30 protein-coding genes are annotated in these 26873 nt (G+C 70.7%); 23 read left to right on the top strand and 7 right to left on the bottom strand.

The window, feature by feature from the left end; genetic code table 11:
- The 4 genes from G3I19_RS16700 to G3I19_RS16685 all read left to right on the top strand — a co-directional run.
- On the top strand, window positions 1–127 hold a 127-nt coding region (locus G3I19_RS16700), incomplete at its 5' end, for an adenosylhomocysteinase (protein ID WP_164264410.1).
- A 225-nt stretch (window positions 128–352) separates the two neighbouring features.
- Window positions 353–1162, top strand: a complete 810-nt coding sequence (locus G3I19_RS16695) for an NmrA family NAD(P)-binding protein (RefSeq protein ID WP_164264412.1) — start codon at window positions 353–355, stop codon at window positions 1160–1162.
- A 150-nt stretch (window positions 1163–1312) separates the two neighbouring features.
- On the top strand, window positions 1313–2005 hold the full coding sequence (locus G3I19_RS16690) for a hemerythrin domain-containing protein (RefSeq protein WP_164264409.1): 693 nt from the start codon (window positions 1313–1315) through the stop codon (window positions 2003–2005).
- Entirely contained in the window at window positions 2002–2550 is a 549-nt protein-coding gene (locus G3I19_RS16685; protein ID WP_164264408.1) for an anthrone oxygenase family protein, read from the top strand. Before G3I19_RS16690 ends, G3I19_RS16685 begins: the two co-directional genes overlap by 4 nt.
- Before the next feature lie 156 nt (window positions 2551–2706).
- Here G3I19_RS16685 and G3I19_RS16680 read toward each other — a convergent pair whose 3' ends face one another.
- From G3I19_RS16680 to G3I19_RS16660, 5 genes are all read right to left on the bottom strand, one after another.
- The gene (locus G3I19_RS16680; RefSeq protein WP_164264407.1) at window positions 2707–3564 is read right to left on the bottom strand and encodes an alpha/beta hydrolase; all 858 of its coding nucleotides are present in this window, start codon (window positions 3562–3564) and stop codon (window positions 2707–2709) included.
- Window positions 3561–4085 (bottom strand): SRPBCC family protein, encoded by a 525-nt coding sequence (locus G3I19_RS16675; RefSeq protein WP_239074431.1) that lies wholly within the window; start codon window positions 4083–4085, stop codon window positions 3561–3563. Before G3I19_RS16675 ends, G3I19_RS16680 begins: the two co-directional genes overlap by 4 nt.
- A 68-nt stretch (window positions 4086–4153) precedes the next feature.
- Window positions 4154–5644: an FAD-binding protein gene (locus G3I19_RS16670; RefSeq protein ID WP_164264406.1), complete on the bottom strand. Its 1491-nt coding sequence runs from the start codon at window positions 5642–5644 to the stop codon at window positions 4154–4156.
- A 19-nt stretch (window positions 5645–5663) separates the two neighbouring features.
- A complete protein-coding gene (locus tag G3I19_RS16665) occupies window positions 5664–7229 on the bottom strand; it encodes an NAD(P)/FAD-dependent oxidoreductase (protein ID WP_164264405.1) in 1566 nt (521 codons plus the stop codon).
- A 9-nt stretch (window positions 7230–7238) separates the two neighbouring features.
- Window positions 7239–8117, bottom strand: coding sequence for a class I SAM-dependent methyltransferase (locus G3I19_RS16660; RefSeq protein WP_164264404.1), 879 nt, complete (start codon window positions 8115–8117; stop codon window positions 7239–7241).
- Window positions 8118–8370: 253 nt separating this feature from the next.
- Between G3I19_RS16660 and G3I19_RS16655 the strand changes: the two genes are divergently transcribed.
- The 3 genes from G3I19_RS16655 to G3I19_RS16645 are packed head-to-tail and all read left to right on the top strand — an operon-like array spanning window position 8371 to window position 10378.
- A complete protein-coding gene (locus G3I19_RS16655) occupies window positions 8371–8625 on the top strand; it encodes a hypothetical protein (RefSeq protein ID WP_164264403.1) in 255 nt (84 codons plus the stop codon).
- An 11-nt stretch (window positions 8626–8636) separates the two neighbouring features.
- Window positions 8637–9623 carry a ketoacyl-ACP synthase III gene (locus tag G3I19_RS16650; protein ID WP_164264402.1) on the top strand — a complete coding sequence of 329 codons (987 nt, stop codon included), beginning with the start codon at window positions 8637–8639 and terminating at the stop codon, window positions 9621–9623.
- Entirely contained in the window at window positions 9620–10378 is a 759-nt protein-coding gene (locus G3I19_RS16645; RefSeq protein ID WP_164264401.1) for an SDR family NAD(P)-dependent oxidoreductase, read from the top strand. Before G3I19_RS16650 ends, G3I19_RS16645 begins: the two co-directional genes overlap by 4 nt.
- A 182-nt stretch (window positions 10379–10560) precedes the next feature.
- On the opposite strand, the gene G3I19_RS16640 is transcribed toward G3I19_RS16645, so the two are convergent.
- Window positions 10561–11409: a bacterial transcriptional activator domain-containing protein gene (locus tag G3I19_RS16640; RefSeq protein WP_164264400.1), complete on the bottom strand. Its 849-nt coding sequence runs from the start codon at window positions 11407–11409 to the stop codon at window positions 10561–10563.
- Window positions 11410–11775: 366 nt separating this feature from the next.
- Between G3I19_RS16640 and G3I19_RS16635 the strand changes: the two genes are divergently transcribed.
- From G3I19_RS16635 to G3I19_RS16580, 12 genes are all read left to right on the top strand, one after another.
- Window positions 11776–12993 carry an aminotransferase class I/II-fold pyridoxal phosphate-dependent enzyme gene (locus tag G3I19_RS16635; protein ID WP_164264399.1) on the top strand — a complete coding sequence of 406 codons (1218 nt, stop codon included), beginning with the start codon at window positions 11776–11778 and terminating at the stop codon, window positions 12991–12993.
- A gap of 54 nt (window positions 12994–13047) precedes the next feature.
- Window positions 13048–14298, top strand: coding sequence for a beta-ketoacyl-[acyl-carrier-protein] synthase family protein (locus G3I19_RS16630; protein ID WP_164264398.1), 1251 nt, complete (start codon window positions 13048–13050; stop codon window positions 14296–14298).
- Window positions 14295–15161 (top strand): MaoC/PaaZ C-terminal domain-containing protein, encoded by an 867-nt coding sequence (locus tag G3I19_RS16625; protein ID WP_164264397.1) that lies wholly within the window; start codon window positions 14295–14297, stop codon window positions 15159–15161. Before G3I19_RS16630 ends, G3I19_RS16625 begins: the two co-directional genes overlap by 4 nt.
- Window positions 15154–16686, top strand: a complete 1533-nt coding sequence (locus tag G3I19_RS16620; protein ID WP_164264396.1) for an AMP-binding protein — start codon at window positions 15154–15156, stop codon at window positions 16684–16686. Before G3I19_RS16625 ends, G3I19_RS16620 begins: the two co-directional genes overlap by 8 nt.
- Window positions 16683–16940, top strand: coding sequence for an acyl carrier protein (locus tag G3I19_RS16615; RefSeq protein ID WP_164264395.1), 258 nt, complete (start codon window positions 16683–16685; stop codon window positions 16938–16940). Before G3I19_RS16620 ends, G3I19_RS16615 begins: the two co-directional genes overlap by 4 nt.
- A gap of 2 nt (window positions 16941–16942) precedes the next feature.
- Window positions 16943–17986, top strand: coding sequence for a hypothetical protein (locus tag G3I19_RS16610; RefSeq protein ID WP_164264394.1), 1044 nt, complete (start codon window positions 16943–16945; stop codon window positions 17984–17986).
- Window positions 17979–18815 carry a tryptophan synthase subunit alpha gene (gene trpA / locus G3I19_RS16605; RefSeq protein WP_164264393.1) on the top strand — a complete coding sequence of 279 codons (837 nt, stop codon included), beginning with the start codon at window positions 17979–17981 and terminating at the stop codon, window positions 18813–18815. Before G3I19_RS16610 ends, trpA begins: the two co-directional genes overlap by 8 nt.
- Window positions 18816–18817: 2 nt before the next feature.
- Window positions 18818–19192 carry an ectoine synthase gene (locus G3I19_RS16600; RefSeq protein WP_164264392.1) on the top strand — a complete coding sequence of 125 codons (375 nt, stop codon included), beginning with the start codon at window positions 18818–18820 and terminating at the stop codon, window positions 19190–19192.
- Window positions 19193–19239: 47 nt separating this feature from the next.
- Window positions 19240–20385, top strand: a complete 1146-nt coding sequence (locus tag G3I19_RS16595) for an acyl-CoA dehydrogenase family protein (RefSeq protein ID WP_164264391.1) — start codon at window positions 19240–19242, stop codon at window positions 20383–20385.
- Window positions 20382–21080, top strand: a complete 699-nt coding sequence (locus G3I19_RS16590; protein WP_164264390.1) for an N-(5'-phosphoribosyl)anthranilate isomerase — start codon at window positions 20382–20384, stop codon at window positions 21078–21080. The genes G3I19_RS16595 and G3I19_RS16590 overlap by 4 nt, the downstream gene beginning before the upstream one ends.
- Window positions 21081–21181: 101 nt before the next feature.
- Entirely contained in the window at window positions 21182–21901 is a 720-nt protein-coding gene (locus tag G3I19_RS16585; protein WP_164264389.1) for an indole-3-glycerol-phosphate synthase, read from the top strand.
- 359 nt (window positions 21902–22260) lie between these two features.
- On the top strand, window positions 22261–22866 hold the full coding sequence (locus tag G3I19_RS16580) for a DUF1772 domain-containing protein (protein ID WP_164264388.1): 606 nt from the start codon (window positions 22261–22263) through the stop codon (window positions 22864–22866).
- Window positions 22867–22940: 74 nt separating this feature from the next.
- Here the strand turns inward: G3I19_RS16580 and G3I19_RS16575 are convergent, their stop codons facing one another.
- The gene (locus G3I19_RS16575; protein ID WP_164264387.1) at window positions 22941–23435 is read right to left on the bottom strand and encodes a DUF1772 domain-containing protein; all 495 of its coding nucleotides are present in this window, start codon (window positions 23433–23435) and stop codon (window positions 22941–22943) included.
- Between the two features lie 477 nt (window positions 23436–23912).
- Here G3I19_RS16575 and G3I19_RS16570 point away from each other — a divergent pair, with 477 nt between their 5' ends.
- The 4 genes from G3I19_RS16570 to G3I19_RS16555 all read left to right on the top strand — a co-directional run.
- Entirely contained in the window at window positions 23913–24794 is an 882-nt protein-coding gene (locus G3I19_RS16570; RefSeq protein ID WP_164264386.1) for a TIGR03621 family F420-dependent LLM class oxidoreductase, read from the top strand.
- 457 nt (window positions 24795–25251) lie between these two features.
- Window positions 25252–25770, top strand: coding sequence for a hypothetical protein (locus G3I19_RS16565; protein WP_164264385.1), 519 nt, complete (start codon window positions 25252–25254; stop codon window positions 25768–25770).
- A complete protein-coding gene (locus G3I19_RS16560; protein ID WP_164264384.1) occupies window positions 25757–26122 on the top strand; it encodes a transcriptional regulator in 366 nt (121 codons plus the stop codon). The genes G3I19_RS16565 and G3I19_RS16560 overlap by 14 nt, the downstream gene beginning before the upstream one ends.
- A 403-nt stretch (window positions 26123–26525) precedes the next feature.
- Window positions 26526–26873 (top strand): helix-turn-helix domain-containing protein (locus G3I19_RS16555; RefSeq protein ID WP_275402744.1); only part of this gene is annotated, 348 nt, incomplete at its 3' end.

Raw genomic sequence — 26873 nt, 5'->3', positions numbered from 1 at the left:
CGAGAAGGTCGCCCGGCTCCACCTGGACGCTCTGGGCGTCAAGCTGACGACGCTGCGTCCGGAGCAGGCCGCGTACATCGGTGTCGAGGTCGAAGGCCCGTACAAGCCGGACCACTACCGCTACTGATACAACCGCGGCCGACCGCTCCACGGACGCTGGCCGGATCCCGCCGCTGTGCTCAAGGACCACTAGAGGGCGGGCCGGGTGGCATGGCTGCGGCAGCGGGCAGCTGCCTACGCTGCCGGTGACGGCCGGCCACGGGCCCCAGGCCCCCGGACCGGACTTCCCATGACCAGCACACGGATGACCCAGACCACCCCCCACCACCACGCCACGACAGACGGGACGACCATGACCAACACGACCCTGGTAATCGGCGGCACGGGCAAGACCGGACGGCGGGTCGCCGAGCGGCTCTCCGCCAAGGGGCTTCCCGTGCGTATCGGATCCCGCACCGGCACGCCGCCCTTCGTCTGGGAGGACCCCGCCACGTGGGATGCCGCCCTCGAAGGTGTCGGTGCCGTCTACATCACCTACTACCCCGACCTCGCCTTCCCGGGCGCCGCCGAGACCGTCGGCGAGTTCGCCAAGGCCGCCGTGGCCAAGGGGGCGCGCCGTCTGGTGCTGCTGTCGGGGCGAGGCGAGGAAGGCGCCGTGATCAGCGAGAACAAGGTGAAGGAGTCCGGCGCGGACTGGACTGTCGTACGCGCCAGCTGGTTCAACCAGAACTTCAGCGAGAGCTTCTTCCACGACCTCGTCATCGGCGGTGAGATCGTGCTGCCGACCGGGGACGCGGTGGAGCCGTTCCTCGACGCCGACGACATCGCGGACGTCGCCGTCGCGGCGCTCACCGACGACAAGCACATCGGCAGGACGTACGAGCTGTCCGGGCCCCGCCTGCTCAGCTTCAACGACATCGCCCAGGAGCTCTCCAAGGCGACCGGCCGCACCATCACGTATATCCCCGTCGGGGTCGACGAGTACCGCGCGTCCCTCGAGGAGAACGGACTGCCCGTCGAGTTCGCCGACCTGTTCGGGCTGATCCTCGACGGCCGCAACGCCCACCTCGTGCACGGTGTCGAGGAGGCCACCGGCCACAAGCCCAAGGACTTCGCGGACTTCGCCAAGGATGCCGCCGCCGCCGGTGTCTGGAACGTCTGACCCGCCGGACGGGACCAGCAGTCGCGGGCCGGCCGGGTGCGGTGGTCCGCCTCCGCACCCGGCCGTGCGGTGGTCTGCCTCCGCGCCCGCCCCGGCCACCCGCCCCTTCGCCTCCCCGCTCGCCTTCCCGCTCCGTCAGGAGTCGCCACCATGACCGCAGCCGAGCCGATGTCGAGCGAGCGTCTGGTGACGCTGCCCGGCCACTTCCACGGGTTCGCCCTGATGCACATCGCGATGCGCCGCGACGCCGCCCGGCTGGCCGCCGCCGCGCGCTCGGCGAACGGGGGAAGGCCCGAACCGATCGGCGCGTGGTGGCGCGGTCTGCGCGACGTGATCGACTGGCACCACCACAGCGAGGACGAGATCCTCTGGCCCGAACTGCGGCGCGCCGTACCATCGTTCGCAGCCGCCGCGGCCGCACTCGACGGCGACCACGCCGGCCTGGACAAGGCCATGGACACCGTCGGTGCGGCCCTGGCGCCCGGCGCCCCGGCCGCAGCCCTGGTGCCCGCCGCGGACGCCTTCGGCGGCCTTCTCCGCGACCACCTCGCCACCGAGGAGCGCGTCGTCTTCCCCGCGTTCACAGAACTCGGCGAACAGCGCTACCTCGCCCTGGAACGACGCCTCCTGCGCACCGCGCCGCCCCGTGTCCTGGGACATCTGCAGCCCTGGATGTTCGACGCGGCCGACCCCAGGTCCGTCGCGCACGTCGCGGCGACCATCCCGCCACCGGTGCGCCTCCTGGGCCGGACCGTACTGCGCCGACGCTACGAACGGCTGCTCGCCCCGGTCGTGCGCCACACCGGCCCCGTGCCCCCACCGAGACCGAAGGAGAAGCGATGACCGCTCAACCCACCGCGCCCAGCGGGCCGTTCGCACCGGAAGCGGCCCGGTCCGACGGCCGCGCGGACCTGCCGCTGTACGCCGCCACGATTGCCATGGGACTGAGCGCGGGCCTGTACTTCGCTTTCGACGTCGGCGTCATGCCGGGCCTGGAACGCGGCGACGACATCGCCTTCGCCTCGGCCATGGGACACATCAACGACGCCATTGAGAACGGCCTGTTCGGCATGGTTTTCTTCGGCGCCTTCCTGGCCACCGGGGCGTCCGGCATCCGGCTGCGCCGCCTCGGGCGGGCCCGGGCCGCCCGGTGGGCCTGGGCGGCCCTCACCCTGTACTCGGTGGCCGTCGCCGTCACCGTGAAGGTCAACATCCCCATCAACCGGCAGCTCGCCCGCCTCGCGACGCATGCCTCCGGCGGTGAACTCGCCCTGCTCCGCGACAAGTTCCGCGGCACATGGACGCCGGCCAACACCGCCCGCACCCTGGCCTGCACGGCGGCACTGGCCTGTCTGGGCCGTGCCCTCGCCCTGCGGGGCCGCCCCTGAGCCGCGCCTGCCCTCCGGACGTCCCCCGTACGGAGGGCAGGCGCCCCCTCTGCACACCGGCACCTCACGTACACACACCGAAGGGGCATGAGATGCGGTCCGCCACCCGGCCGGGTCGCGGACCGCATCTCATGCCCCTTCGGCGACGGCCTTGGACTACGAGCGCCCCTGCGTCAGCTCGTGCACCGCGCTCACCACCGCACCAGGCGCCTCCAGCGGCAGCATGTGCCCCGCGTCGGGCAGCTCCTCGAAGCGGGCCCGCGGAAGGGCCTCGGCCACGACGCGGCCCAGGCGGGGCGGGACCACCTTGTCGCGGGCCCCCGCCAGCACCACCGTGGGCGCGGTCACCGAGACCAGTGCCTCGCGCAGATCCATGCCGCGCGAGGAGCGGAACGCCTCGGCACGCACCGCGGGAGAGGTGGCCGCGAACATCTGCCGGTTCACCTCGCGCAGCTGTCGGTCGGCGCCCGGGCCGAGCATGTTCTGGCCCAGCAGCTTGCGGCCGAGCGCCGGCCGGGAGACGGCACGCTGGAACAGGGCGCTGCCCATCATGCGGACCTCGCCGTCCGGCGTGTCCTGATCGTGTGCGGCCGTGCCGAGCAGCACCAACCCGCCCAGCGGTCCGGCGGGTCCGGCACCCGAGGCGTACGACGAGGCGTACGACAACGCCGCGAAGCCGCCACCGGAGTGGCCGACGACGAGCGTGTCGGCCGCGGCCACCTGGTCGAGCACCGCGGCCAGGTCGGCACCGAGCCGGGCAATCCCGAACGGCTCGCGGCCCTGGCTGGAGGCGCCGTGGCCCCGCTGGTCGTACGTGACCACCCGGTGGCCGCACCGGATCAGCCGGTCGGCCACCGTGCTCCACACCCGGCGTGAGGCGCCCCAGCCGTGCGCGAGCAGCACGGTCGTGCCGGTCGCCGGGGCGAGCGGCGCCAGCACGGACACGGCGAGCAGCGCGCCGTCGTCCGTGGGCACCTGGGTCTCGGTCGCCGGCGCGGCACTCACCGCCGTCATCGTGTGCTGCCCTCCAGATGACGGTCCGCGACGGTGGACCGGCCGGTCTCGGGGGATTCCCCGGCGAGGAGGCGACCGAGGCGGACGAGTGCCTCGCTGGTGCCCGCGGAATGCTCCGCGCCGATGTCGGCCACCTTCGCGAGCAGCTTCAGCCAGCCGTGCGGGCGGCCCACGAAGTGCATGCCGACCTTCGTGCGGCCCCCGTCGAGCGGTTCGACGACGAAGTCACTGGTGCCGCGGAAGACCCCGTCGACATAGTCCACCGACAGCAGCCGCCCGGGCTCGACCGCACGGGTCCGCGAGGTGAACCGGAGTTTCGGGCCGCCTTTGTCGACTCCCTTGGTGTGGACCGTGACCGCGACCTCGCCGCCCACCTCGTCCGGCGAACCGGAGACGACGGCGAAAGTATTGGCCGGCACCCACCATCGGGCGGCACCGCGGAACTCGGCGATCAACGCCTCCCACACCGCTTTGGGCGGAGCGTCCACGACCGCCTCGTCGATCAAGTCGTATCCTGTCATGCCGATTCTCCTGTCGGATGTCGGATGGCCGGTCAAGGGGCATCGACCACGGCCCGGTGCGGGCCGGTTCAGCCGAAGAAACCCTGACCGGGGGTGAGGACGCCCGCCGGGTCGTAGCGCCGCTTCGCCGCGACGAGCCCGTCCCAGCGGGAGCCGAAGTGGGTCTGCCAGTCCGCCTGGGTCATCCGCGGAATGGCGCCGACCAGGTACCGCTTGGCGCCCAGGGCGACCGCCTTGTCGTACAGCCGCCGGTTCTGCTCCAGCATCGCCTGGGCATCCGCGCCCGGCGCGGGAAACCGCAGCACGTCGCACAGGTACGCCGTCGGCTCCTTCGGCTGCACGGCCAGCGGGCGGGTCAGCTTCGACGTCGGGTACGGATAGAAGAGCAGGAAGCCCCCGCCCAGGTCGGCCGCGGTCAGTTCCGCCGTCAGCGTCGCGGCGAACGCCTTGGCCTTGGATGCCGGCAGGAACAGGCTCAGCCACGGCTTGGGCTGGTCCCAGAACCCGTTCTCCTTGAGCCACGTCTCGTCGTTGTCGGTGCTGAACACGCAGTCGCGGTAGGAGAGGTCCTCAATGGTCGCCGAGGCCCGCTCGTCGCGCAGATCCGCGAGGAGCTTGTCCCGGTCCGGTGCGGTGGTGCCCGCCCAGTAGGCCGTGGCCTCCAGCTGGTACCACCAGCCGGTGCCGTCGGGGGTGAGAGCGATCTCGCCCGCCTGGCCCTGGAACCGCTTCTCGGCCATGAGCTTCTCGGCGTCGGCGAGGTACGTCGACACGTCGCGGTAGTAGAGGGTGAAGACCGTCGTCTTCTGCGGCGCGGGGACGAGGGCGACCGTGGCCCGCACGATGATGCCCACCTGACCGCCGCCGCCCAGTGCGGCGTTGAACAGATCCGCGTGCTGGGAGGGCGACGCGGTGAGCAGGTCGCCCTGGCCGGTCACGATGTCGATGGACTGGACCGTGTCGACCTGCAGCCCGAACCGGTGCACGGTGGCACCGATGCCGCCCATACTGAGGGTGCCGCCTATCGACAGGTGCAGATAGTCGGTGAGCGCGGGCGGAGTCAGGCCCTTGGCGAGTGCCGCGTCGGTGAGCTGGGCCCAGGTCACACCCGCCTCCACCACGGCACTGGACGTGCCGATGCTGACGATCTTCGCCAGGCCGCGCGCGTCGATCGCGATCCCGCCCTTGGGTACCTGGGCCTGCCCGTAGCAGGAGTGGGACTCCTCGTCACCGTTCTGCCCGCCGCGGCCGTTCATCGCGATCTTCAGCTTGTTGGCCCGGGCGTAGTCGACCATCTTGACGATGTCCTGCACGGAACCGGGGCGCAGCACCCCCCAGCACGCCCCGGGCACCATGTGCCCGAAGTCGTGATTGAACGGGGCGGTCGCGTCAGCCGTCGTCTCCAGCGTGCCGTCCAGGGCCGGCAGCGCCGCGGCCGTGTCGGCGAAGTCGTCCGACTCCCGCGCCCAGGCCTGGTGCGTGGAGCTCCAGCCGATGACAGCGGCGGCCGCTATGCCCCCGAGGACGCTGCGCCGCGTGATGGAGGTGCTGCTTCTCATTCGCTCTGTCTCCTGTCCGTTACGTGCGGTTCAGGGCCGGCAGGCCGGCGCCTGCGCTGGTGGCGAGCCGGTACTCGGAAGGATCGAAGCGCTTCGTGTGGCGCCTGAAACGCCAGGTGTACGTCGGCCAGATCGACGGATTGCGCCCGTGCTCGTCGAGGTACCAGCTCTTGCAGTTGCCTGCGTTCCACACGGTGCCATCGAGTCGCGTCTGAAGCCGTTTGTTCCAGTCGTCCTGGACCGTCTTTCGAACCTCCACCGAGGCCAGGCCCTTTTTGTCCATGACCTTCAACGCGTCCAGGACATAACCGATCTGCGCCTCGATCATCACGACCTGAGAGGAGTGCCCGAGCGTCGTGTTGGGACCGAGCAGCAGGAACAGGTTCGGGAAGCCCGCGACGGTGGTGCCACGGTGCGCCGCCATGCCATGCTCGCGCCACACATCGCGCAGCAGCCGGCCGTCGCACCCCGTGATGCGCCCGGCGATGGGGCGGTCCGTGGCCTTGAAGCCGGTGCCCAGGACGATCGTGTCGATCTCGCGCTCGGTGCCGTCGGCCGTGACGACCGCGTGCGGTTCCACCCGCGCGATGGCGTCGGTGACCAGGTCCACGTTGGGCTGCTGGATCGCCGGATACCACGCGTTGGAGAACAGCAGGCGTTTGCACGCCATCACGTAGTCGGGGGTGAGCCTGGCGCGCAGCGTCTCGTCGGCGACCGACTTCTTGAGGTGGTCGTCGGCCATCTTCTGCATCTTTCCGGCGACCTTGGGCCGCTTCATCACGAAGGCGAGGATCTCCCTGCCCCACATGTTGAAGTTGCGCCGGAAGTTCTGGTAGCCGGGGAGGCCCCGCAGCAGCTTCGTCTGCAGCGGGCTCGTCGGCTTGTCGTTCTTCGGGCCGATCCACGCCGGGGTGCGCTGGTAGAGGTCGAGCCGTCCCACCGTGGGCTGGATCTTCGGGACGAACTGGATGGCGGAGGCACCCGTGCCGATCACGGCGACCTTACGGCCGGCCAGGTCGTGGTCGTGCCGCCAGCGCGAGGAGTGGAAGACCGTGCCCTCGAAGTCCGCGAGCCCGGGAATGTCGGGGATCGCCGCCTCACTGAGGTAGCCGGTGCCGCTGACCAGGACCTGGGCGGTGTAGTCGCCCTGAGAGGTCTCGATGTGCCAGCGCCTGGCCGTACCGTCCCAGCGGGCCGCGAGCAGCTCGTGGCCGAAGCGGATGTGCGGGCGCACCCCGAACCGGTCGGCGGTGTCGCGCAGATACGAGTACAGCTCGTCCCGCTTGCCGAACGTGGACTTCCAGTTCGGGTTCTGCGCGAACGAGAACGAGTACAGATGCGACATCACGTCACAGGCCGCGCCCGGATAGGAGTTGTCCCGCCAGGTGCCGCCCACCTCGTCGGCCCGCTCGAAGACGAGGAAGTCGTCGATGCCCTTCTGCAGCAGCCGGATGGCCATGCCCAGGCCTGAGAAACCGCTGCCGATGACGGCCACCCGCAGGTGCCGCTGCGGCCCGCCGCCGCTGCCCGCGTCGGCCGGGCGGGTGCTCCCGTCGCTGCGGGCCGGTTCGAGAATGCTTGTCACGTCAGCCTCCTAGCGGCGCGCGATGGTGACGCGGAAGTTGTTGAAGAACTTGTCCTCGAGCGTGTACGCGAAGATGTCGAGGTAGCGCTCGAAGCGGGCCACGACCTCCTCGCCCTCCAGGGCGACAGCCTCGTCGCGGCGCTCGGCGAGCAGCTGAAGCCAGGCGCGGCAGGCGACCGCGAACGACTCGCGCTCGTTGACGATCTCGACGACGTCGAACAGCCCCTCGGCGGCCTGTGTGAGCTCGTGCAGGTGCGGGATGTGGCAGTTCTCGAACTCCGAGCGCTGCAGGAACTTCAGATCGTCGAGCAACTGCCGGTTCATCGGCAGCGCCTCGGCGGTCATCGTGTGCAGCACGAAGCGGGCACCCGGCTTGAGAGCCGCGCCGACCTTCTGGAAAAAGACCCGGTACTTCTTGGTCCGCTCGCGCGGCGCCAGCGTCGAGGAGACGAAGTGCTCAAGGGCGTTGATGCAGAACGCCGCGTCGTACGGGTCGTCGGTGGTGTGGTCCTCCCAGCTCTCCACCCGTGTGGTGATCCTCGGGTTGTCCAGGCCGGCGATGAACTGTTCCTGCGTACGGCTGAGCGTCAGGCCGACAGCCTGCTCGACGCCGTGCACGGTGGTGAGGCGGTTGAGCATGGTGCCCCAGCCGCAGCCGACGTCCAGGACGCGTCGGGTGCCCGCCGCACCGGCCAGCTCGGCGAACTTGTCCAGCTTGCGCTCCTGGGCCTCGTCGAGGGCCTCGGTCAGCCCCTCGCCCTCCTCCCAGTAGCCGCCGGAGTACATCATCGTCGGGCCCAGCAGGAGGCGGTAGAAGTCGTTGCTCACCTCGTAGTGGTGCCTGATCGCCTCGACCTCGGGGACCGACTGCTTTGCGACCGTGGTCATCTTCGTCCTCAACTCCCGTCCGGTTCATGACTCTTGACGTGCTTCCTGCTGCCGGGCCGGTCGTCGGACTCCCGTAGCTCCTACGGGCGGCGACGGGAGCTCGACGACCGGCCCGGCGCGAGACGAGAAAACCTCCCGGCTCGCAAGAGATGTGCAAGACGAGGGCAGGCGGCGGCTGTTGCGCACCGATTGCGCGCGGACGGGTTCCATGCATCTCGAAAGACCAAGCCCCTGCGGAGGAAGGACCCACCTCATGTCTCTGCCCACCATCGAAGAACTGGCGAGCCAGCTCGAGGCCGTGTCCGGCGCACAGAAGGTCGACCCGGACCACCCGCTGCAACACATTCCGGACGTGGACTCGCTGGACCTGATGGAGTGGCTGTACGGCTTCCAGAACACGTACCCGGACATCCCGGCCGACGAGTCCCTCTTCGCCGATCTCGACGACACCACGACGCTGCGGACCGTCTACGAGCGCATCCTGGCGCTCGTTCCGGCGCAGGCCTGAGCGGGCCGCGCATGAACGGCTTCGATATCACAGGGTGGGGGATGTCCGTCCCCGAACGCGTGGTCACCAGCGCCGAACTGGCCGAGCGGTTCGGCGTCGACGAGCACTGGATCATCAGCCGGTGCGGGATCAGTGAACGGCGCGCCGTCGGACCGGGCCAGACGACAGCCTCCCTGGCGGTCGAGGCCGGCCGGCGCGCGCTCGCGAAGGCGGGCCTGAGCGGCGGCGACATCGCTCACCTGATCGTCGCCACCGCCACGCCCGAGCAGCCCTCACCGGCGACATCCGCGTTCGTCCACCACGAACTGGGCATCGCCGGCAGCGCACACGACGTCAACTCCGAGTGTGCGGGCTTCGTCTACGGGCTCGTGTCCGCGATGGCGCTGATCGCCATCGACCCGCGGCCCATCCTGCTCATCGGTTCGGACACCCACACCCTCACCGCCAACCCCGCCGACCGGGACCTGTCGATCCTGGTCGGGGACGGCGCGGGCGCGGTCGTACTGGAACCGGCCGCGGACAGCCAGGTCCTCGCCTGGAACCTCGGCGCGGACGGCGCCTGCACCGGCAGCCTCAAGGTACTGGCCGGCGGAAGCCGGATGCCCACCACCGAGGAGACGGTGCGCCAGGGCCTGCACTATGCCCAGATCAACGGCAACGAGATCTACCTCAACGCCGTGCGGTACACGGTCCGCACGGTGCGCGAGACGCTGCGCAACGCCAAGGTCGAGGCGGCCGACGTGCAGCACGTCATCCCGCACCAGGCCAACATCCGCATCATCAACTCGATCCTGAGCCACACCGGGCTGCGGCCCGAGGCGCTGGTGGCCAATCTGCACAAGTACGGGAACACGGCGTCCGCGTCGATCCCGATCGCACTGACCGAGGCCCTGGACGAGGGCCGCATCAAGGAGGGCGATCTGGTCCTGCTGGCCGGCTTCGGCGCCGGCATGACCTGGGGGTCGATGCTCCTCGAATGGCGCGGAGGGACACGATGAGCAACAGCGGAAAACGCGCGGGCGTCCGGCCGGAGCACCCCGTCGCCCTGGTGACGGGAGCGTCCGGCGGGCTCGGCCAGGCGCTGGCGCTCGAACTGGACGCGCTCGGCTGCAAGGTCGCCGTCCACTACAACAGCTCCCAGGACACGGCGCGCGCCGTGCAGGACAAGCTCACCAACGACTCCGCCCTGGTGACCGGCGACGTCGGCTCGTACGAGGCGGTGAGCGCGCTGTACGAGCAGATCAGCGAGAAGCTCGGCCCCGTCGACGTCCTCGTCAACAACGGTGCCATCCGCCGCGACCAGGTCATGGCGATGCAGAAGCCCGGGGACTGGGCCGCGGTGATCCAGACCAATCTGATCGGATCGTTCCACACGGCGCGAGTGTGCGTCCCGCACATGCTGCGCACACGGTGGGGGAGGGTCGTCAACGTGGTGTCGCCCTCGGGCCTGATCGCCACCGCCGGACAGACGGCGTACTCCGCGTCCAAGGCCGGCCTGATCGGCTTCACCCGCACCCTGGCCGCCGAGTGCGGGCGGCGCGGAGTGACGGTCAACGCGCTCTCGCCCGGCTTCATGATCACGGGCATGACGCAGGGCCTCCCGGACCAGGTGAAGGATTCGATGGAGGCAAAGGCACCCGTGCCCCGTTTCGTCACGGTGGAGGAAGTCGCCCGCAGTATGGGCCTGTTCCTGGAACAGGACTGCATGACGGGCCAGGTCATCAGTATCGACAGCGGGGTCTCCATCACCTGACCCGGTCCGCAGCGGTCACCGGCACCCCCTTCTCCGGCGGCCGCTGCGGACTGTGCCTTGTCCCGGAACACGGGAACAAGTCAAAACGAGCACACGCCACAACAGGACCGAGGCATCGGGAAAGGCTTCTGGTGAATGCATTCGCGCATTCACCAGAAGCCTTTCCCAATGCCTCGCTGTTCTTATGCCGCCGGCGGCCACAGCGCATCGAAGGCCGCCATCAGGAGCGGGTCAACCGCCGCGGCGGCTTCCTCCACGGCCGGATCGGGGGCCTGCGGGCCCGGCTCGCGCAGCAGGTCGAGATAGAGGGACTGGGTGCGCGGGGAGGGCCCGATACCGAGCTCGTCCGAGAGCAGCTCACGCAGCTGCTGGTAGACGCGCAGGGCGTCCGCCCGGTTGCCGGCGGCCGCGTGCGCCGCCATCTGGCAGCGGTGCGCGCTCTCCCTGAACGGCGCCCGGCGTACCGCCTCGTCCGCGTACCGCAGGGCATGGTGACCGTTGCCCAGGGCCGCGGCCGAAACGCTGGCCAGCTCCAGCGCGGTCAGCCGCAGTTCGTCGATGCGTTCGCGCGTCGTGTTCACCCAGTCGCCCTCGTGCGCGGGCAAAAACGAGCCACGAAGATTGGCGACCGCCCCGGTGGCGAGCTGCTGGGCCACCGCATGCGCGCGTTCCCCGCACGCCTGGCGGGCCTCCGAGACCGCCGCCTCCGCGGCTTCCAGGTCCGTCACCGCGTCGCCGGGCAGGTGCAGCAGATAGCGCCCGCTCTGGGCGATCAGCGGTGTCTCGCCCGGCTTCTGGCCCTCGCTGGTGACGAAGGTGCGCACCCGGCTGACGACGCTGCGCAGCGCGGAGGCCCAGGTGTCGGGCAGACCCTGGGGCCAGAGTGTGTCCGCGAGCTGGTCGCGGCTGGTGCCGGCCGAGCGCTCCAGGACCAGCCGGGCGAAGGCAACCTGGGCCTGCGCACTCGACAGATGCCTGGGCGGTTCGCCCTCGTGCTCGATGGTGACAAGTCCTACGAGTCGTATCAACACGTCGAAATTCCCCCAGCGGCGGATCAGGAACCGAGTGGGGAATACGGCGACTGCTTCCGCGTCACGCCGTCTGATTCTCGCCATTCCCCGTGATGTCGACGTGACCTTCGCAGGGGCGTTCGACGCCTGTCAATCGCGGCCGGGAACATACCAATCGGAATGAGTGGAAGCCCAAGTTCCATCGTTCATCAGGTCACTTGTCCTGCGATTCTCCGGGCGTACTCAAGAGCCTTTCAAGCGAATCCCGAGGGTGTTCCAGTGGATTTCGGCAAGGCAGCCGAATCTCGTGTTGCGTCCGTCTTGCGGAGCGCGACGTAGAAATTCCCCCAGGAATACAGGAGCGCCGAACTGGCTGAGGAGACTCACGTGAACGCACCCGGAGGTTGGGAACGCCTCGAGCCGAAACTGCACGCCACACTCAGGCGCGTACAGGCGCTGGAGCCGGTGCCCGACCGCCGCAACAGCTTCGTCGCCTACACGGTCGAGCGGGACACCGCCTACGCCGACCTCGACGGGCGCCGGCTGCTGATGATGTCCGGCTACAGCTACCTGGGCCTGGCCGGCGACGAGCGCGTGGTCGCCGCGGCCAAGGCCGCCGTCGACCTGTACGGCACCGGAAACCACGGAGTGCGCGCACTGGCCGGGTCCATCCCGCTGCACGAGGAACTGGAGGCCGAGGTCGCCCGGTTCGCGGACCGCGAGACCGCGATGGTCTTCGGCTCCGGCTACGCCGCCAACGTCGGCACCGTCGGCGGCATCGTCGGAGCCGGCGACACCGTCTTCATCGACAAGTACGACCACGCCTCCATCGTCGACGGTTGCCGCCTGTCGGGCGCCACCGTCACCCGCTTCCGGCACAACGACGTCGACCACCTCGACCGGCGCCTCGCCTCGGCCTCCCCGGACGGAGTCCGCCTCGTCGTCGTCGACAGCGTCTACTCGATGGACGGCGACATCGCACCACTGCCCGAACTGCGCAAAGTATGCGACGAGCACAACGCGCTGCTCATGGTCGACGAGGCGCACGCGCTCGGCGTCATCGGCACCACCGGGCGCGGCATCGAGGAGCACTTCGACCACCGGGTGAAGGTCGACATCAAGCTCGGCACGCTGTCCAAGGCCATCCCGTCCATGGGGGGCTGGGTGGCCGGCCCCGCCGAGCTGATCGGCCATCTGCGCTACGCGGCACGGCCGTTCCTCTTCTCCGCCGCCCTCGCGCCCGCCCAGACCGCGGCAGCCCTGGAGTCGCTGCGCATCCTGCAGCGCGAGCCCGAGCGCGTCACCCACATCCAGCGCGAGTCCGCACGGCTGCGTTCCCTCATCAACGCCGAAGGGCTGCGCACCCAGGACAGCGAGACGGCGGTACTCCCGCTGATCGCCGGCTCCGACGACGCGGCGTACGACCTGGCCACCACCTGCCGCAAGAACGGAGTCATCGGAATCCCGGTGGTCACCCCAGCGGTCCCCAACGACCTGGCGCGGCTGCGGATCGCGGTGACCGCCCGGCACACCCCGCAGGACATCGACTTCGCAGCCGAGGCATTCATCAAGTCCGCTCGCGAGTGCGGCATCCTCCCGGCCTGAAGAGACCACCGCAGGACCTGGGACACACCGCACAGGACGGAGACGAGAGAGAAGATGACTGCCGCAGCCTCCCCCCGCCCCACGGTGGTGATCACCGGGATCGGCGTGGTCACACCGGCCGGGTGCACACCCGAAGCCCTGTGGGCCGCGCTGCGCGCCGGCCGTTCCACCGCCGCCGAGCTCGACCACTTCGACCTGAGCCGCCACCGGGCCCGCATCGGCTGCCGGGTCAGCGGGCTCGACATCGACGGGCCCCGCGCGCTGGTGCCCGCCAAGGACGCCCGACGCATGGACCCGTTCGCGCTGTACGGCACCACGGCCGCGCTGGCCGCCCACCGCGACGCGGGAGCCCCGGCACCCGACCCGCAGCGCACCGCGATCGTGGTCGGCAACGCGGTGGGCGGGCGGGCCACCAGCGACCGCGAGTCGGCGCACTTCAGCGAGGCGGGCCCGCACCGGGTCAATCCGCTGATGCCGCTGCTGACCATGCCGAACGCCGCAGCGGCCCAGATCGCGATGCGGCTGGGCTGGACCGGCCCAGCCACCACCATCGCCACCACCTGCGCGAGCGGAGTCGACGCGATCGGCCACGCCACATCGCTGCTGCAGTCCCACCGCGCCGATATGGTGATCGCGGGCGGCTGCGAATCCACGCTCACCCCCGTCACCCTCGCCGCGTTCGGCAACCTCAACGCCGTCTCCGCGCGCAATGACGATCCCGCGCACGCCTCACGCCCCTTCGACACCGGCCGCGACGGGTTCGTCATGGGGGAGGGGGCCGGATTCGTCGTCCTGGAACGCCTCGACGACGCACGGGCACGCGGCGCCCGGCTCTACGCGGAGATCGCCGGGTACGCGGCCACCGCCGACGCCCACCACCTGTCGATGCCGCTGCCCGACGGCGCCGGCGCCGTCGCCGCGATGAACGGTGCTCTCGCCGACGCGGGCCTGGCCCCCGACGAGATCGTCCACATCAACGCACACGGCACCTCGACCCCGCACAACGACCGCGCCGAAGCGGCAGCCCTGACCAAGGTCTTCGGCTCGCACGGACCCCCCGTCACCGCGCCCAAGGGCGTCATCGGCCACCTCATCGGGGCCGCCGGGGCCGTCGAGATCATCGCCGCCGTGCAGGCTATGCGGGCCCAAGAGGTGCCGCCCACCGCCAACCACGAACACCTGGAGCCCGGAATGGAGATCGACGTGGTGCACACAAACCCGCGGCCCGTCGCCCTGGGGCCCGCCCTGTCGAACTCCTTCGGCTTCGGCGGCCACAACGCGAGCCTGGTGGTGGCACCGGTATGACGACCACCACCCCCACCCCGGCGCACACCACCCAGCACACCGTCACCCAGGACGAGGTGAGCGCCCTGCGGGCCGCCGTCCGCGCGATCCTCCCGGACCCGGCTTGCGGGACGCACTGCGCCGCCTCGCCGGTCCACGCCTTCGTCCTCGCCCACACCCTCGCCGACGCGACCGTGCGCGAACTGGCCGCAGCCGAGCCGGAGCCCGTCTCTGTGGTCCACCTCGGCCAGGACATCCGCATCGAACGCCCGCTCCGCCCGGGCGAGCAGATCACCGTGACACTCGACGTGCTCGGCGCCCGCCGCGAACCGCGCGGCACCCGCGTCGCCGTCCGCGCCCGCCTCACCGGACCGGACGGCACCAGCCATGCCGAACTCCTCACCGGCGCCCTCCTGCTGGGCGCGAGCACCATCGAGCCGTTCGGACAGATCCCCTCCCAGCCCTCGCCCGCCCCCCTGGGCGAGGCGGGCGGGACGGCCCACGCCGAACACCGGCCGACCCCCCAATGGATCCGCGGCTACGCCCAGGCATCCGGTGACCTCAACCCGATCCACCTCGACGCCCTGGCCGCCCGCGACGCGGGCTTCCCCACCGTCATCGCCCACGGCATGAGCGTCCTCGCCCTGGCCCTGGAGGAAATCGCCGACCGGTACGCGGACGGCGACATCACCCGGATCGTGGCCACCGGCGGCCGGTTCTCCGCACCGGTGGTACCCGGCGCGACCCTGCGTGTGGAACTCGCCCCGGACGCCGCGCCCACCCTGGTCCGCTTCACCTGCCGCACCCCCGACGGCATCGCCCTCAAGAACGGCTGGGCCCAGCTGGCACCCGCAGCACCACTGCCGGACGGCCACCATGACTGACCCGGTCACCGGGCTGCTGCACGGCTTCCTCACCCAGGTCCGCCGGCGGCCCGACGCACCCGCACTCGTGTGGCACGGGACACAGACCAGCTACCGCGAGCTCTACGACATGGCGGGCCGCGAACGCGAACGCCTCGCCCTGCTGGCCCTGTCCGCCGGCGAACCCATCGGCGTCCTCGCCGCCAAGTCACCCGGCGCCATCGCCCTCGTCCTCGGCTGCCTGCTCGCCCGCCGCCCGTTCCTGCTGCCGTCGCCGCAGCTCGCCGACACACTGCTCACCCAGCTGTTCGCGCAGGCCGGCTGCCGCCACGTACTGGCCCCCGAAGGCGAACCGCAGCACACACCCGCACCGGACCACAGCCGCACCCCCCACCCCGTTCCGCGGGACACCACATTCATGCTGACCACGTCCGGCTCCACCGGACTGCCCAAGATCGTGCCGCTCGGCCCGCAGGCGGTGAACCGCTTCGTCGCCTGGGCCGGACCGGCGTTCGGCATCACGCCCGGCACCACCGTCCTCAACCACGCACCGCTCAACTTCGACCTGTGCCTGCTGGACGTATGGAGCACCCTCGCGCACGGCGGCCGCGCCGTCCTCGTCGACCCCGAGCAGGCAGTCGACGGCCGGCACCTGCTCGACCTGCTGCTGCGCCACGACGTACAGGTCGTCCAAGCGGTGCCGATGTTCTACCGGCTCGTCCTGGACGCCGCCCACCGGGCGGGCGTGATCCTGCCCTCGGTACGCCGCGCCGCTTTCACCGGCGACGCCCTGCCCGACCGCACGCTGGCCGAACTGCGCGAACTGCTGCCCGCGGCACGCCTGGCCAACATCTACGGCTGCACCGAGACCAACGACAGCTTCGTCCACGAGATCGAACCCACCGCCACAGCCGCCCCGCCCGTGCCCATCGGGAGCCCGCTGCCGGGGGTCTCGGCACTCGTCCTCGACGCCGACGGCGCCGAGGTGACAGGACCGGGCACCGGAGAGCTCTACGTCAGGACACCCTTCCAGTCCGGCGGATACCTCGACCCGGCCCGCAGCCGGGGCAAGTTCACCGGCCACCCGCTCGGCCACGACGACAACCGCTGGTTCCGCACCGGCGACCTAGTACGCCGCGACACCGACGGCCTGCTGCACCTGACCGGGCGCAGCGACTTCCAGGTCAAGGTACGCGGGGTCGCCGTCAACACCGCCGAGATCGAACAGGTGCTGCTGCGCCACCCCGCCGTCCTGGAGGCAGGCGTCGCAGCCCAGCCCGACCCGCTCACCGGCAAGCGGCTGGTCGCCGGGGTGCGCCGGGCACCCGGCAGCGGGCTCAACAGCCTGCTCCTGAAGGAGCACTGCGCCCGCGCCCTGCCCAGGGCCGCCGTCCCCGGTGTCCTGCTGATCACCGACGAACCGCTGCCCAAGACAGCCACCGGAAAGGTCGACCGCACCGCGCTCGACCGGCTCCGCGGACCATCCCCGGCACCGCCGGCGGACCGTCCCCAGGAGCTGACCCCAGTAGAAGGAAGGACGTCATGAGCAACACCGCCACCATCAAACAGTTCCTCATCGAGGAGTTCCTGCCCGACCTGACCGAGGCCCAACTCGCCGACGATCAGGACCTGTTGTCGAGTGGAGCCATCGACTCCCTTGGCCTGCTGAAACTGATCGCGTGGGTGGAGGACCGCTTCGGGCTCGCCGTCGACGACACGGACCTGGACCCGGACAACTTCCGCAGCGCCGCCGCCATCGACGCCTTCATCGCGGGCTCGCGCCAGGGGGTGACCAGCTAGCCATGCACGACGCGCTCACCGGCCTGCTGGCCCGGCGCACGGTGGCCGAGCGCGAGACCTGGCGGTCGCTGTGGGACCAGCTCGGTGACGGCAAGCTCCCCGCGGAGCAGGCCGTCACCCTGCTGGCCTCCCTGACCACCCGGCTCCCCGACCCCGCGACGCTGGCCGCCCTGCACACCTCGCTTCTGGAGCGGCGCCCCGCACGCCCCGGACCCGCCTGGCCCGCAAGCGTCAACATCGTGGGCACCGGTGGTGGCCCCGCCACCTTCAACGTCTCGACGGCCGCCGCATTCGTGGCCGCCGCCACCGGGGTGCGCGTCGTCAAGACCGGCTCGCGCGCCTACACCTCCAATCTCGGCTCCGTCGACCTCCTCGAACGCCTCGGGGTGCGCCTGACCTCCTCGTACGAGCAGACCCAGGAGCACCTGGAGCGGGACGGGATCGCCTTCACCGGGCCCTTCGTCTACCCGGCCGAACTCACCCGGCTCGCCCGCACGGTGGCACCACTGGGCATGAAGGCATTCGGACGCTTCCTCAACGCGCTCGGCCCCTTCCTCGCCGACCTGCCCGTCACCGCCCAGGTCACCGGCGTCTCGCACATCATGCCGCTGGACGACCTGCGCACCCTCGCCGACACGATCACCACCTGCTCGGTGTGGCTGACCACCAACGACCGGGGCGCCGACGAACTCCTCGGCTTCGCCGACAACACCATCCACCAGGGCCATGGACGCCAACTGCACATCCGTGCAGGCCAGTTGACAACAGCGGACGGCGGCTTCGAAGCACTCGCGCCCGCCCCCGAGGGCGAGGCCGTCGACCACTTCCTGGCCGTGCTCGGCGGCCGCGCCCACCCGGCGGCCACCGCCACCGTGCGGCTCAACGCCGCAGCCCTCGCGCTCGCCGGCGGCCTGCACACCCGATGGAGCACCGCACTCGCCGCCACCGACGAGGCCGTAACCAGCGGCGCCGCCGTGGCCCTCGCCCAGCGGCTGCGGACCCGGCGCCGCGCACCGCTCGCCACCGGGGCGGCACACCATGGCTGACTTCTTCACCCACCGCCCTCCGGGCCTCCCCGGCCTCGCCCTCTTCCTCAACGCCGGGGACCCGCCACTGGACGAGCTCACCGATGTCGTCCTGATGCTCGACGAAGAGCGCGTCGACTGCCTCGAACTGGCCGTGCCGTTCCCGGACTCCTGCACCGACGGACCCGTCGTACGCCGCTCCGCGCACCGTGCCCTGGACCGCGGCACCGGCCTCGACGACGTACTCACCTTCATCGCCCGGATCAGGCCCCGCCTGCGGCACCTGCGCATCGCGCTGCTCGCCGACTGGAGCCACTCGCTCAAGCACCGCGACCTGGACGCCGCCGTCAAGGACATCACCGCATCCGGCGCGGACGGCCTGCTGGTGCACGGCCTGCCTCCCCGCCTGCGCACCGCCTACCGGCAGGCGACACAGGCGGCAGGCACAGCGGTGGTCAGCACCTGCTACCCCACCAGCCCCCCGGCGACCCGGGCCCAGGCCGCCAGGGACGCCTCCGCCTACCTCTACCTCGTGGCCCACTACGGCCGCAGCGGCACCGCGCCCCCCACGGGCCACGCCGCGCTCGCCCCGACCGTCACCGGTCTGCGGGCGCACAACGACTCCCCGATCGCCGTCGGCTTCGGGGTCAGTACGCGCAGCCACGTCGCGGCCGTCGCCGCGAGCGGGGCCGACGCTGCCATCGTCGGCTCGGCGGGCGTGGCCCGCGTCGAGCAGGCCCTCGACGACGAGGGCTCTGTCACCACAGTGCTGCGCGACTTCGTCCGGTCGATCCGGCCGGAACCGGACGAAGCCGGCACACCCGTCTCCCTGACACACCAAAGGAGTTGACCGTGATCATCCGCGACCTGGCAAACGTCAAGACCGTCGACTGGGGCAACGGACTCAGTGCCCGCTTCCTCACCAAGGACGACGGCGTCGGCTACTCGCTCACCGACACCACCGTACGGGCCGGCACCAAGTCCCGCCTGGAGTACCGCAACCACCTCGAGGCCTGCTACTGCATCGGCGGCTCCGGAGAAGTGGTCGAACTCGACGGCACCGTGCACCCCATCACCCCGGGCCGTCTGTACGCACTCGACCAGCACGACCCGCACTACCTTGTGGCATCCGAGCACGAAGACCTGCACCTGGTCTGCGTCTTCACCCCGGCCCTGCGGGGCGACGAGGTGCACAGCCTCGACGCCCACAACTCCTCCGCGTACTGAACCGCGGCCCCCTGAAGGGGCGACACACCCGTGAAGGGGGAACCACAGTGATTCGCTGGAACACCGACCAGACCGACCTGCGGGACGGTCTGGTCCGGTGGGGCGAGGCGCTCAGCGCCGACCACATCACCCAGGAGGAACAGGGAACCTTCTCCTGGGACAAGTGGAAACTCGTGCGCCGGTCCGGGATCCTCGCCCTGCCCTTCGACGAGGAGCACGGCGGCCTGGGCCAGTCCCTGCTCACCACCATGTATGTCCTCGAAGGCCTGGGCGAACACTGCCGTGACGCGGGACTGAGCTTCTCGGTCACCACCACCATGGCCAGCACCGGCGTCCCCCTCACCCGGTTCGGCACCGCCGGACAGAAATCGAGGTATCTCCCGCCGATCTGCTCCGGCGAGGCGATCGGGGCACACGCGATCACCGAGGCCGAATCCGGCAGCGACGCCATGGCGATGACCACCAGGGCGGAGCGTGACGGTGACGACTTCGTGCTCAACGGAACCAAGATCTTCGTCAGCAACGGGCCGGTCGCCGACGTGTTCGTCGTCTACGCCCGCACCCGCCCCGACAGCGGCGCCCTGGGCGTCACCGCGTTCCTCGTGGACCGCGCGACGCCCGGCCTGACCATCGGCAGGCCGGTCAAGAAGATGGGACTGCGCACGTCGCCGCTGAGCGAGCTCCACTTCGACGGCTGCCGCATCCCCCGCACCCAGGTCCTCGGCCGGGTCGGCGGCGGGTTCATCGTGCTCGACCACGTGATGAAGCGGGAGATCCTCCTCTCGTTCATCGTCAACGTGGGAGAGATGCGGCACCGGTTCGGCCGCTGCGTCGAGTACGCCCGCACCCGGCACTCCTTCGGCAAGCCGATCGGCTCCTACCAGACGGTCGCCAACAAAATCGTCGACATGAAGATCGGCCTCGAATCGGCGAGAAAGTGGCTGTACGACACCGCCGAGCGCCTGGAGGCAGGCCAGGACGTCACCGAGGACCTGGCCATCGCCAAGCTGGTCACCAGCGAAGCCAACATGGCCAGTGCGCTGGCCGCGGTACAGGTATTCGGCGGGCACGGATACATGAGTGAGTACGGACTCGAACAGGACGTGCGCAACGCCGTGGGCGGCACGATCTACTCGGGCAGCAACGAGATCCAGTACAACCGCATCGCGGCCCAGCTGGGCCTGGGCCGATGAGCCCGGCACCCGCACCCCCGTCCCCACGGACCCGCACACTCAAGGTGTGCGGAGCCACCAGCACCCGCGACATCGACGTGCTCGCCACCGCCGGGGCCGACCTCGCCGGCCTGTGGCACGGCGTGCCCGGCGGCCCCGCCGAACTGCCGGAGCGCGAGGTGGCGGCCCTCGCGGCGGCCGCCCGCGCCACCGGCGTGCTCCATCCCGTCCTGGTCACCTTCCTGAGCGACACCCACGCGCTGAGCGGTGCACTGGCCCGCACCGGCATCGGCACCGTCCAACTCCACGCCTACCAGCGCCCGTCCACCGTGCGAGCCCTGCGCGCCGCCCTGCCGGACGCCGTCATCATCAAGGTGCTGCACGTCACGGGCGACACCTGCCTGGAGCGCCCCCTGCTCGGAGCGTACGAACAAGCGGGCACCGACCTCTTCCTCATCGACGCCACCACCCCCGACGGCCGTGTCGGCAGCACCGGGCAGTGCCTGTCCGAGGACACCGTCCTCGACCTGGCCGACCGGTTCACCCTGCCGTTCTGGCTCGCCGGAGGACTCACCCCGGCCAACCGGTCCGACCACGAGAGGCTCCTGCACCACCCCCGGCTGCACGGCATCGACGTCGACACCGCGGCCCGGGGCGGCGACGGCCGCATCGCGGGCCCCGCCGTAACCCGGCTCGCCCGAGTCTGGGGCACCTAAGGAGCTGTCCGGCGGACCAGGCCGCAGACGCTCACCAGCACCGAACAGGCACCGGCGCACTCCTGCGCCCCGATCCGCCGGACAGCCCCTGAGGAGCATCCATGAGCCACCCCTTCATCGAATCCCTCCTGACGGCCGAGCGGCCCCTGGTGATGGAGGTCAAGCGGCGCGACGCGCACGGCTTCGACCTCATCGCGGGTCATACGCCCGCCGAGATCGTGACCGCCTACGAGAAGGCCGGCGCCCCTTGCATCTCGGTGGTCACCGGCCGCTGGTTCGGCGGCACCCACGAGCTCCTGCGCGACGTGGCACGCCTCACCGAACTACCCCTGCTGCAGAAGGACTTCATCACCCGAAGCCAGCAGCTCCACACCGCGCGGGAACTGGGCGCGTCAGCCGTCCTGCTCACCGCCGGGCTACTGCCCGCATCCGCGCTGCGCACCCTCGTCACCGCGGCGCTCCGCACCGGACTGACACCGTTCGTCGAGGTCACCACCGAGGCCGAGATCGCGGTGGTGCCGCACGCCGACGAATGCGTCATCGCCGTCAACAACAAGGACATCAAGACCAAGGAACGCGACCGCGGCAACCTCACGCGCAGCTTCGACCTGCTGCCCGCGCTGATCGCGAGCGGCACACCCTGCCCGGTCAGCGCCAGCGCCATCGACACCCCGCAGGCGGCGGCCCGGCTGCTCGACGCGGGCTTCGGCGGCCTGCTCGTCGGCACGGCGCTGCTGCGCAGCGGCGAACGCGACGCGTGGCTGACCACGCTGGACGGCTCCCGGACGACAGCGCGCACGGTGCTGAACACGGTGGCTTGAACAGCCGGCTACCGGTGCCCCGCGGCGCTCGGCCACGGGCCCACCGGCATGCGGGTCTGCCGGCGTCCGGGACACGACGCGGCTGACCGGCTGGTCACGCGAACTGCGCCGGGCCGGTGGCGAAACACGGTCGCCGAACTCCCGTCACCCCACCAGATGTCCGGGGGTGCTCCCGGATGCGGATCAGCTGCTCCGGATGCAGCCGCTCAAGTGCCGCTCGACGACCGCTGGAGGAACGCTCGCGATGCTGTCCAGGACAGACCTGGACGCCGGAGCAGCCCGGGGGGAATCCGCTTAAGCTCATGAACAGCGCGCCTCGGCACCCTACTTACGAATCTGACCAAAGCGAGGACGTACCGATGACAGCCAACCCGTACCAGCAGCAGTACGGCCAGCCCGGCGCCTACGCGCCGATCCCGCAGCCGCCGCAGCAGCAGCCCGCCCGGCCGAACAAGGCCGCGGGCTGGCTGCACATCGTGTCGGTCGTCACGCTCGGCCTCATGGCAGGCCTGTTCTTCGCATTCGACATCTCGGTCATGCCCGGACTGGCCAAGACCGACGACCGTACCTATGTGACCGCGATGCAGCAGTTCAACGCGGAGATCGACGGCAACGGCCTGTTCGTCCTCATCTTCTGCGGAGCGATCATCGCGGCGGGTCTCGCGGCCGTGCTCGAGTTCCGCCGGGGGCGCAAGACCATCGCCCTGTGGGCGGGCCTGGCCGCCGCGCTCTATCTGATCGTCCTGATGCTCACCATGGGCGTGGAGATCCCGCTCAACAACCAGCTCGCCGACCTCGGCAACCCTGCCAAGATCCACGACTTCTCCCTCGTCGACAAGTTCAAGGGCTCCTGGGAGTCCGTCAACATCGTGCGGACACTGCTCAACACGGCGGCTCTGGGCTGCGCCGCGTACGCGGCCAAGCTGCACGGCCGCGCGGAGGCCCTGCTGGGCAGCGGCCGCTGAACCGCAGGGAGGCCTCGCCGGTGAAGGCGGGCGCAGGCACCGAGCCCGCGCCCGCCTTCGACGTCGCCGCTTCCTCAGCTCGCCCCGTGCAGGACGAGTGACCAGCACAGCAGACCCGTCGCAGCGCTGCACAACACCGCGCGCACGACGTTCCAGCGCACCCATCTGCCCTCGAACTCCTCACGCACCGCGTGCGGCCGGGCGATGCTGTCGCCTTGTCCCGCCGCGTCGAGGGCGTTGTTGAGCGGGATGTTCACCCTGCTGGTGACTGCCATCGATGCCAGGTAGCAGACGAACGCGCCGACCGTCGGCGCGACCGCGTCCCGGTCGCCGCCGCCGAACTGCAGCCCGATCGCGAGTGCCGTGAACACGAACGCGCCGATGTAGCCGAGCACGAACCAACCGTTGAGGATCGCCCTGTTGATCCGCTGCATCACGTCGATGAACGTCCGGTCGTCACCGCCGCGCAGCGCCGGCATCACCGAGCAGGCGAACCCGTAGAACAGTCCGCTGACCAGGCCACTGGTCACCGTGGCCGCGACGAGCGCGAGCGCCTGTGCGATGTCCATTGTCCGACCCCTCCCTCTCCGCTGCGTTGGTGCGCGGGACAGTCAACTCTACTGAGCGCAAAGGAAATGCAAGAGAAGAGTCAAATGCCCGGTGCGGGGATGCGGGGATATGCAGTGCCTCACGGCCCGAGACCTGTACGCGGGCAGCGTGACGCGGCCCTCCGGCAGCGGGTTGCCTTGTCGCCTGACTCTCTTTCAGCGGCCAAGCGGCCAAGCGGCCAAGCGGCCAAGCGGCCAAGCGGCCAAGCGCTCCACGGCTGATGCCGGGGCCCCGAGCACGACGACGCAGAACGTCGCGTACAGCAGGTAAAGCACCCGACGCGGGTACTCCCGCCTCTGCCGCGGAGGCCCATGTGCGTGCGGGTCCCCAAGAGAGCTTCCGGGAAGCCCCGTTGACGGGTCCATCCCTGGGGTAGGGTCGCCGCGGCGGCACAGCCGTCGCTTGTCAACCCGGCGGGCAGGCAAGGGGGGAGAGGCATGACCAGGCCGTTTCGTTTCGGTGTGAACATGTTGAGGCCGGAGGCGGGTGCGCAGTGGCGGGACAAGTGCCGCCGGGCCGAGCAACTCGGCTACGACGTCATCCTGGTCCCGGACCATCTGGGGATGGTCGCGCCATTCCCGGCGTTGGTGGCCGCAGCGGCCGCCACCCGGCGCCCCCGGCTCGGCACCTTCGTCCTGAACGCCGGTTTCTGGAACCCGGCGCTGCTGGCTCGAGAAGCGGCTACCACCGACGCGCTCACCGATGGCCGCCTGGAAGTCGGCCTCGGCGCCGGTTATGCGGAGGCGGAACACGAGCAGGCGCGCCTGGAGTTTCTCCCGCCCGGAGATCGCGTCCGGGCCCTGCGGCACACGGTGGGTGAACTGGAGCGGCTGCTGACCGATCCTGCGTATGCGCCGTCCGCCGCGCAGCGCCCACGGCCGCCGCTGCTGATCGGCGGCAACGGCGACCGGCTCCTGCGTCTGATGGCCGAGCACGCCGACATCGCGGCCTTCACCGCAGCCACGGGCTATGTGAACGGGATGCTGAACGCCCTGACGTCCCGTCAGCTCGATGAGCGGGTCGCCACCTATGAACGGTTCGCCGCCCACCGGGCCGTACCCGCCGAACGGAATCTGCTCGTGCACTTCGTGGAGGTCACCGACGACCGGCGGGCGACGGCCCGCCGACTGCCGAAGGTCCACCCCGAGCTGTCGCAGGAGGAACGCCTGACCCTGCCGGTGATGCTCTTCGGCACCGTCAAGCAAATCGCCGAGCAGCTGCGCGAGCAACGGGAGCGGTTCGGTATTTCCTACGTCGTCGTGCTCGACGGCGTGATGGATGCCTTCGGGCCGGTGATCGAGGAACTGGCCGGCAGCTGAGTGAACGGAGTCCGGGCCGCCCTGGACCAGTCCCGTGCAGGTGGGGACGCAGTACTACGCCCGTGACGCGCCGCCCGTGACGCGCCGCCCGTGACGCACCGCCCGCGGCCAGGGGGCCGCGGCCGCTATTGCGCTGCTGCGGCGGGCCCGCAGGCCGGCGGCGGCCCTCCTGCGGAACCGGACAGAAGACAACGGCGGGGGCGATGCGGGGGAGCGAGTCGCGCGGCGCTTGGTTTCCCCGCGCTGACGTGGCCGCGCTGATGGTCTGGCGCACGGCCCGTCCCGCTCACCCCTCCTCGCCCGCCCGGGGCGCACGCCATGCGGCCCTGCCCTGCCCACCGTTCGGCAGCCGCACCCACTGTCCTGCGGCCACTGTCCGGCGTTTGACAGTCCCCTCCTGGGCAACTATTTTCCTATCAGGAAACAGGTTCTGATTGAGAAACCCAAGGAGGCCATCATGAGCCGAAACCCCACACCCGCCGAGGCGTCCCGGGCCCTCCAGGACGTCCAGCGGCGCCGGGAGGAGGCGCTCGGCTCGGCGCGGGACTCACGCTGGGTCGCCGTCCTCTTCGGCATCGCCGTTTTCGCCCTGCTCGCCGCGCCCGACTTCTTCGGGCAGGGCGTCGAGTCCGCGGTGAACGTCGCCTTCGCGGCCGTGGCCGTCGCCTACGCGGCACTGCTGCGCAGCAGGCGTGGTTCGGCACTGCTGGGGCGGCGGACCAAGGTGCGGCAGGACGCGGTCTCGCCCCGGTTCGCACTGTGGAGCAGGGGCATCATCCTGGCGGTGCTGGCCCTTGGTGTCGTCGCCGCCTTCGTGCCGCACCCGGGCCTGTCCGTCCCGTACGCACGGACCATCGCCGGCGCGGTACTGGGCGCGGTCCTGATCCTCTTCGGGAGCCGCCTCCAGAGCGTTCTCGCCTCTCTTGCCACGGGCGCGGAGCGCGGACGACCCGGGGCGCTCGATGGACCGGCCTGACTTCGATGCGGTGCTGCTGGACCCCACCCGCCTGTCGATCGTGTCGTTGCTCCTCGGCACCGAGTGGGCGGAGTTCGGCTGGGTGCGCGAAGCGGCGGGACTGTCGGCCTCCGCACTGTCCAAGCAAGTGGGCACGCTCGGCACGCACGGGTACGTCGACGTACAGAAGGGCTACGTGGGCAAGCGCCCCCGTACGTGGCTGAACCTCACCACCGCGGGCCGCGAAGCCCTGGAGCGTCACATCACGGCGCTGCAGCGGATCGTCGACGACTCCCGGGCGGAGGGCTCCGAAGCGCGGGTCCAGAACACCGGGCCGGGCGAGCACGGCGGGCGCACCGCACACGGGACATGACGGTGCGCGGCGGCGGGAGACCCCAGCTGCCGGCGGGACGCTGAGCGCTCGCGGCAGCACGACGCGCCACCGTCGCCAAATTCCTCGGCGACCATTTGCCCCCGACCGCGCTCCTTTACGTCAGCGCCCTGGCCGCCCCGGCGCCGCGTGTCGGGATCGATGTGTGGGCGTTCCGGCAGACGTCCTGACACCACTTCGGGACCGGCCTGAATTCCGAACGCTGAGGCCGCCCTTCATCTGACCCGCCCGCCAGAAACCGGCAAGCGCCACAAGTGCCACAAGCCGCCACAAGCGTCCGCTCTCCGCACTGCAGGGAGGCCGGACGCTTCCGCACGCCGCTCCGAAAATATGCCTGAACCGCATGCTCGATGTGCTATTCGCATGAGGTGGGTAGGGTGTGCTCATGCTGATGAGCACGGAGGAAACCCTGCGGGTGACGGTGACCGCGCTCGCGCACCGTACCGGTGAGCAGCAGTCTGCCCTGGCCGCCGCACTGGGGCTGACGCAGAGCCAGATCAGCCGCAGGCAGCGGGGGAAAGCGGCGTGGACTTTGACGGACGTCGACCGCCTCGCCGCCCACTGGGGGATGCCCGTGCTGGACCTCCTCGCCGGCCCTACGCACGCTCTGGCGAAGCTGCCCGCGGACCGTGTCGCGGCCGGCGGGCAGCAGACTCTCGTCCCGCTCGACACCCCGTCAGCGGCACCCCGGCGCGCCCCAGCGCCGTCCACCGCGCCCGCGCCCGCGCCCGCG

The sequence above is a fragment of the Streptomyces sp. SID10853 genome (genome assembly GCF_010548145.1).
Lineage (GTDB): Bacteria > Actinomycetota > Actinomycetes > Streptomycetales > Streptomycetaceae > Streptomyces.
The sequence above is the reverse complement of the archived record's forward strand: the minus strand, read 5'-3'. Positions and strand labels throughout refer to the sequence as shown.

Coding starts and splice junctions, on each gene's coding strand:
- G3I19_RS16620 (WP_164264396.1), top strand. CDS start 15,154: ATGACTGACCCGGTCACCGGGCTGCTGCACGGCTTCCTCACCCAGGTC.
- G3I19_RS16565 (WP_164264385.1), top strand. CDS start 25,252: ATGAGCCGAAACCCCACACCCGCCGAGGCGTCCCGGGCCCTCCAGGAC.
- G3I19_RS16645 (WP_164264401.1), top strand. CDS start 9,620: ATGAGCAACAGCGGAAAACGCGCGGGCGTCCGGCCGGAGCACCCCGTC.
- G3I19_RS16695 (WP_164264412.1), top strand. CDS start 353: ATGACCAACACGACCCTGGTAATCGGCGGCACGGGCAAGACCGGACGG.
- G3I19_RS16675 (WP_239074431.1), bottom strand. CDS start 4,085: ATGACAGGATACGACTTGATCGACGAGGCGGTCGTGGACGCTCCGCCC.
- G3I19_RS16655 (WP_164264403.1), top strand. CDS start 8,371: ATGTCTCTGCCCACCATCGAAGAACTGGCGAGCCAGCTCGAGGCCGTG.
- G3I19_RS16630 (WP_164264398.1), top strand. CDS start 13,048: ATGACTGCCGCAGCCTCCCCCCGCCCCACGGTGGTGATCACCGGGATC.
- G3I19_RS16690 (WP_164264409.1), top strand. CDS start 1,313: ATGACCGCAGCCGAGCCGATGTCGAGCGAGCGTCTGGTGACGCTGCCC.
- G3I19_RS16590 (WP_164264390.1), top strand. CDS start 20,382: ATGAGCCCGGCACCCGCACCCCCGTCCCCACGGACCCGCACACTCAAG.
- G3I19_RS16560 (WP_164264384.1), top strand. CDS start 25,757: ATGGACCGGCCTGACTTCGATGCGGTGCTGCTGGACCCCACCCGCCTG.
- G3I19_RS16650 (WP_164264402.1), top strand. CDS start 8,637: ATGAACGGCTTCGATATCACAGGGTGGGGGATGTCCGTCCCCGAACGC.
- G3I19_RS16670 (WP_164264406.1), bottom strand. CDS start 5,644: ATGAGAAGCAGCACCTCCATCACGCGGCGCAGCGTCCTCGGGGGCATA.
- G3I19_RS16570 (WP_164264386.1), top strand. CDS start 23,913: ATGACCAGGCCGTTTCGTTTCGGTGTGAACATGTTGAGGCCGGAGGCG.
- G3I19_RS16585 (WP_164264389.1), top strand. CDS start 21,182: ATGAGCCACCCCTTCATCGAATCCCTCCTGACGGCCGAGCGGCCCCTG.
- G3I19_RS16625 (WP_164264397.1), top strand. CDS start 14,295: ATGACGACCACCACCCCCACCCCGGCGCACACCACCCAGCACACCGTC.
- G3I19_RS16575 (WP_164264387.1), bottom strand. CDS start 23,435: ATGGACATCGCACAGGCGCTCGCGCTCGTCGCGGCCACGGTGACCAGT.
- G3I19_RS16615 (WP_164264395.1), top strand. CDS start 16,683: ATGAGCAACACCGCCACCATCAAACAGTTCCTCATCGAGGAGTTCCTG.
- G3I19_RS16660 (WP_164264404.1), bottom strand. CDS start 8,117: ATGACCACGGTCGCAAAGCAGTCGGTCCCCGAGGTCGAGGCGATCAGG.
- G3I19_RS16580 (WP_164264388.1), top strand. CDS start 22,261: ATGACAGCCAACCCGTACCAGCAGCAGTACGGCCAGCCCGGCGCCTAC.
- G3I19_RS16610 (WP_164264394.1), top strand. CDS start 16,943: ATGCACGACGCGCTCACCGGCCTGCTGGCCCGGCGCACGGTGGCCGAG.
- G3I19_RS16680 (WP_164264407.1), bottom strand. CDS start 3,564: ATGACGGCGGTGAGTGCCGCGCCGGCGACCGAGACCCAGGTGCCCACG.
- trpA (WP_164264393.1), top strand. CDS start 17,979: ATGGCTGACTTCTTCACCCACCGCCCTCCGGGCCTCCCCGGCCTCGCC.
- G3I19_RS16685 (WP_164264408.1), top strand. CDS start 2,002: ATGACCGCTCAACCCACCGCGCCCAGCGGGCCGTTCGCACCGGAAGCG.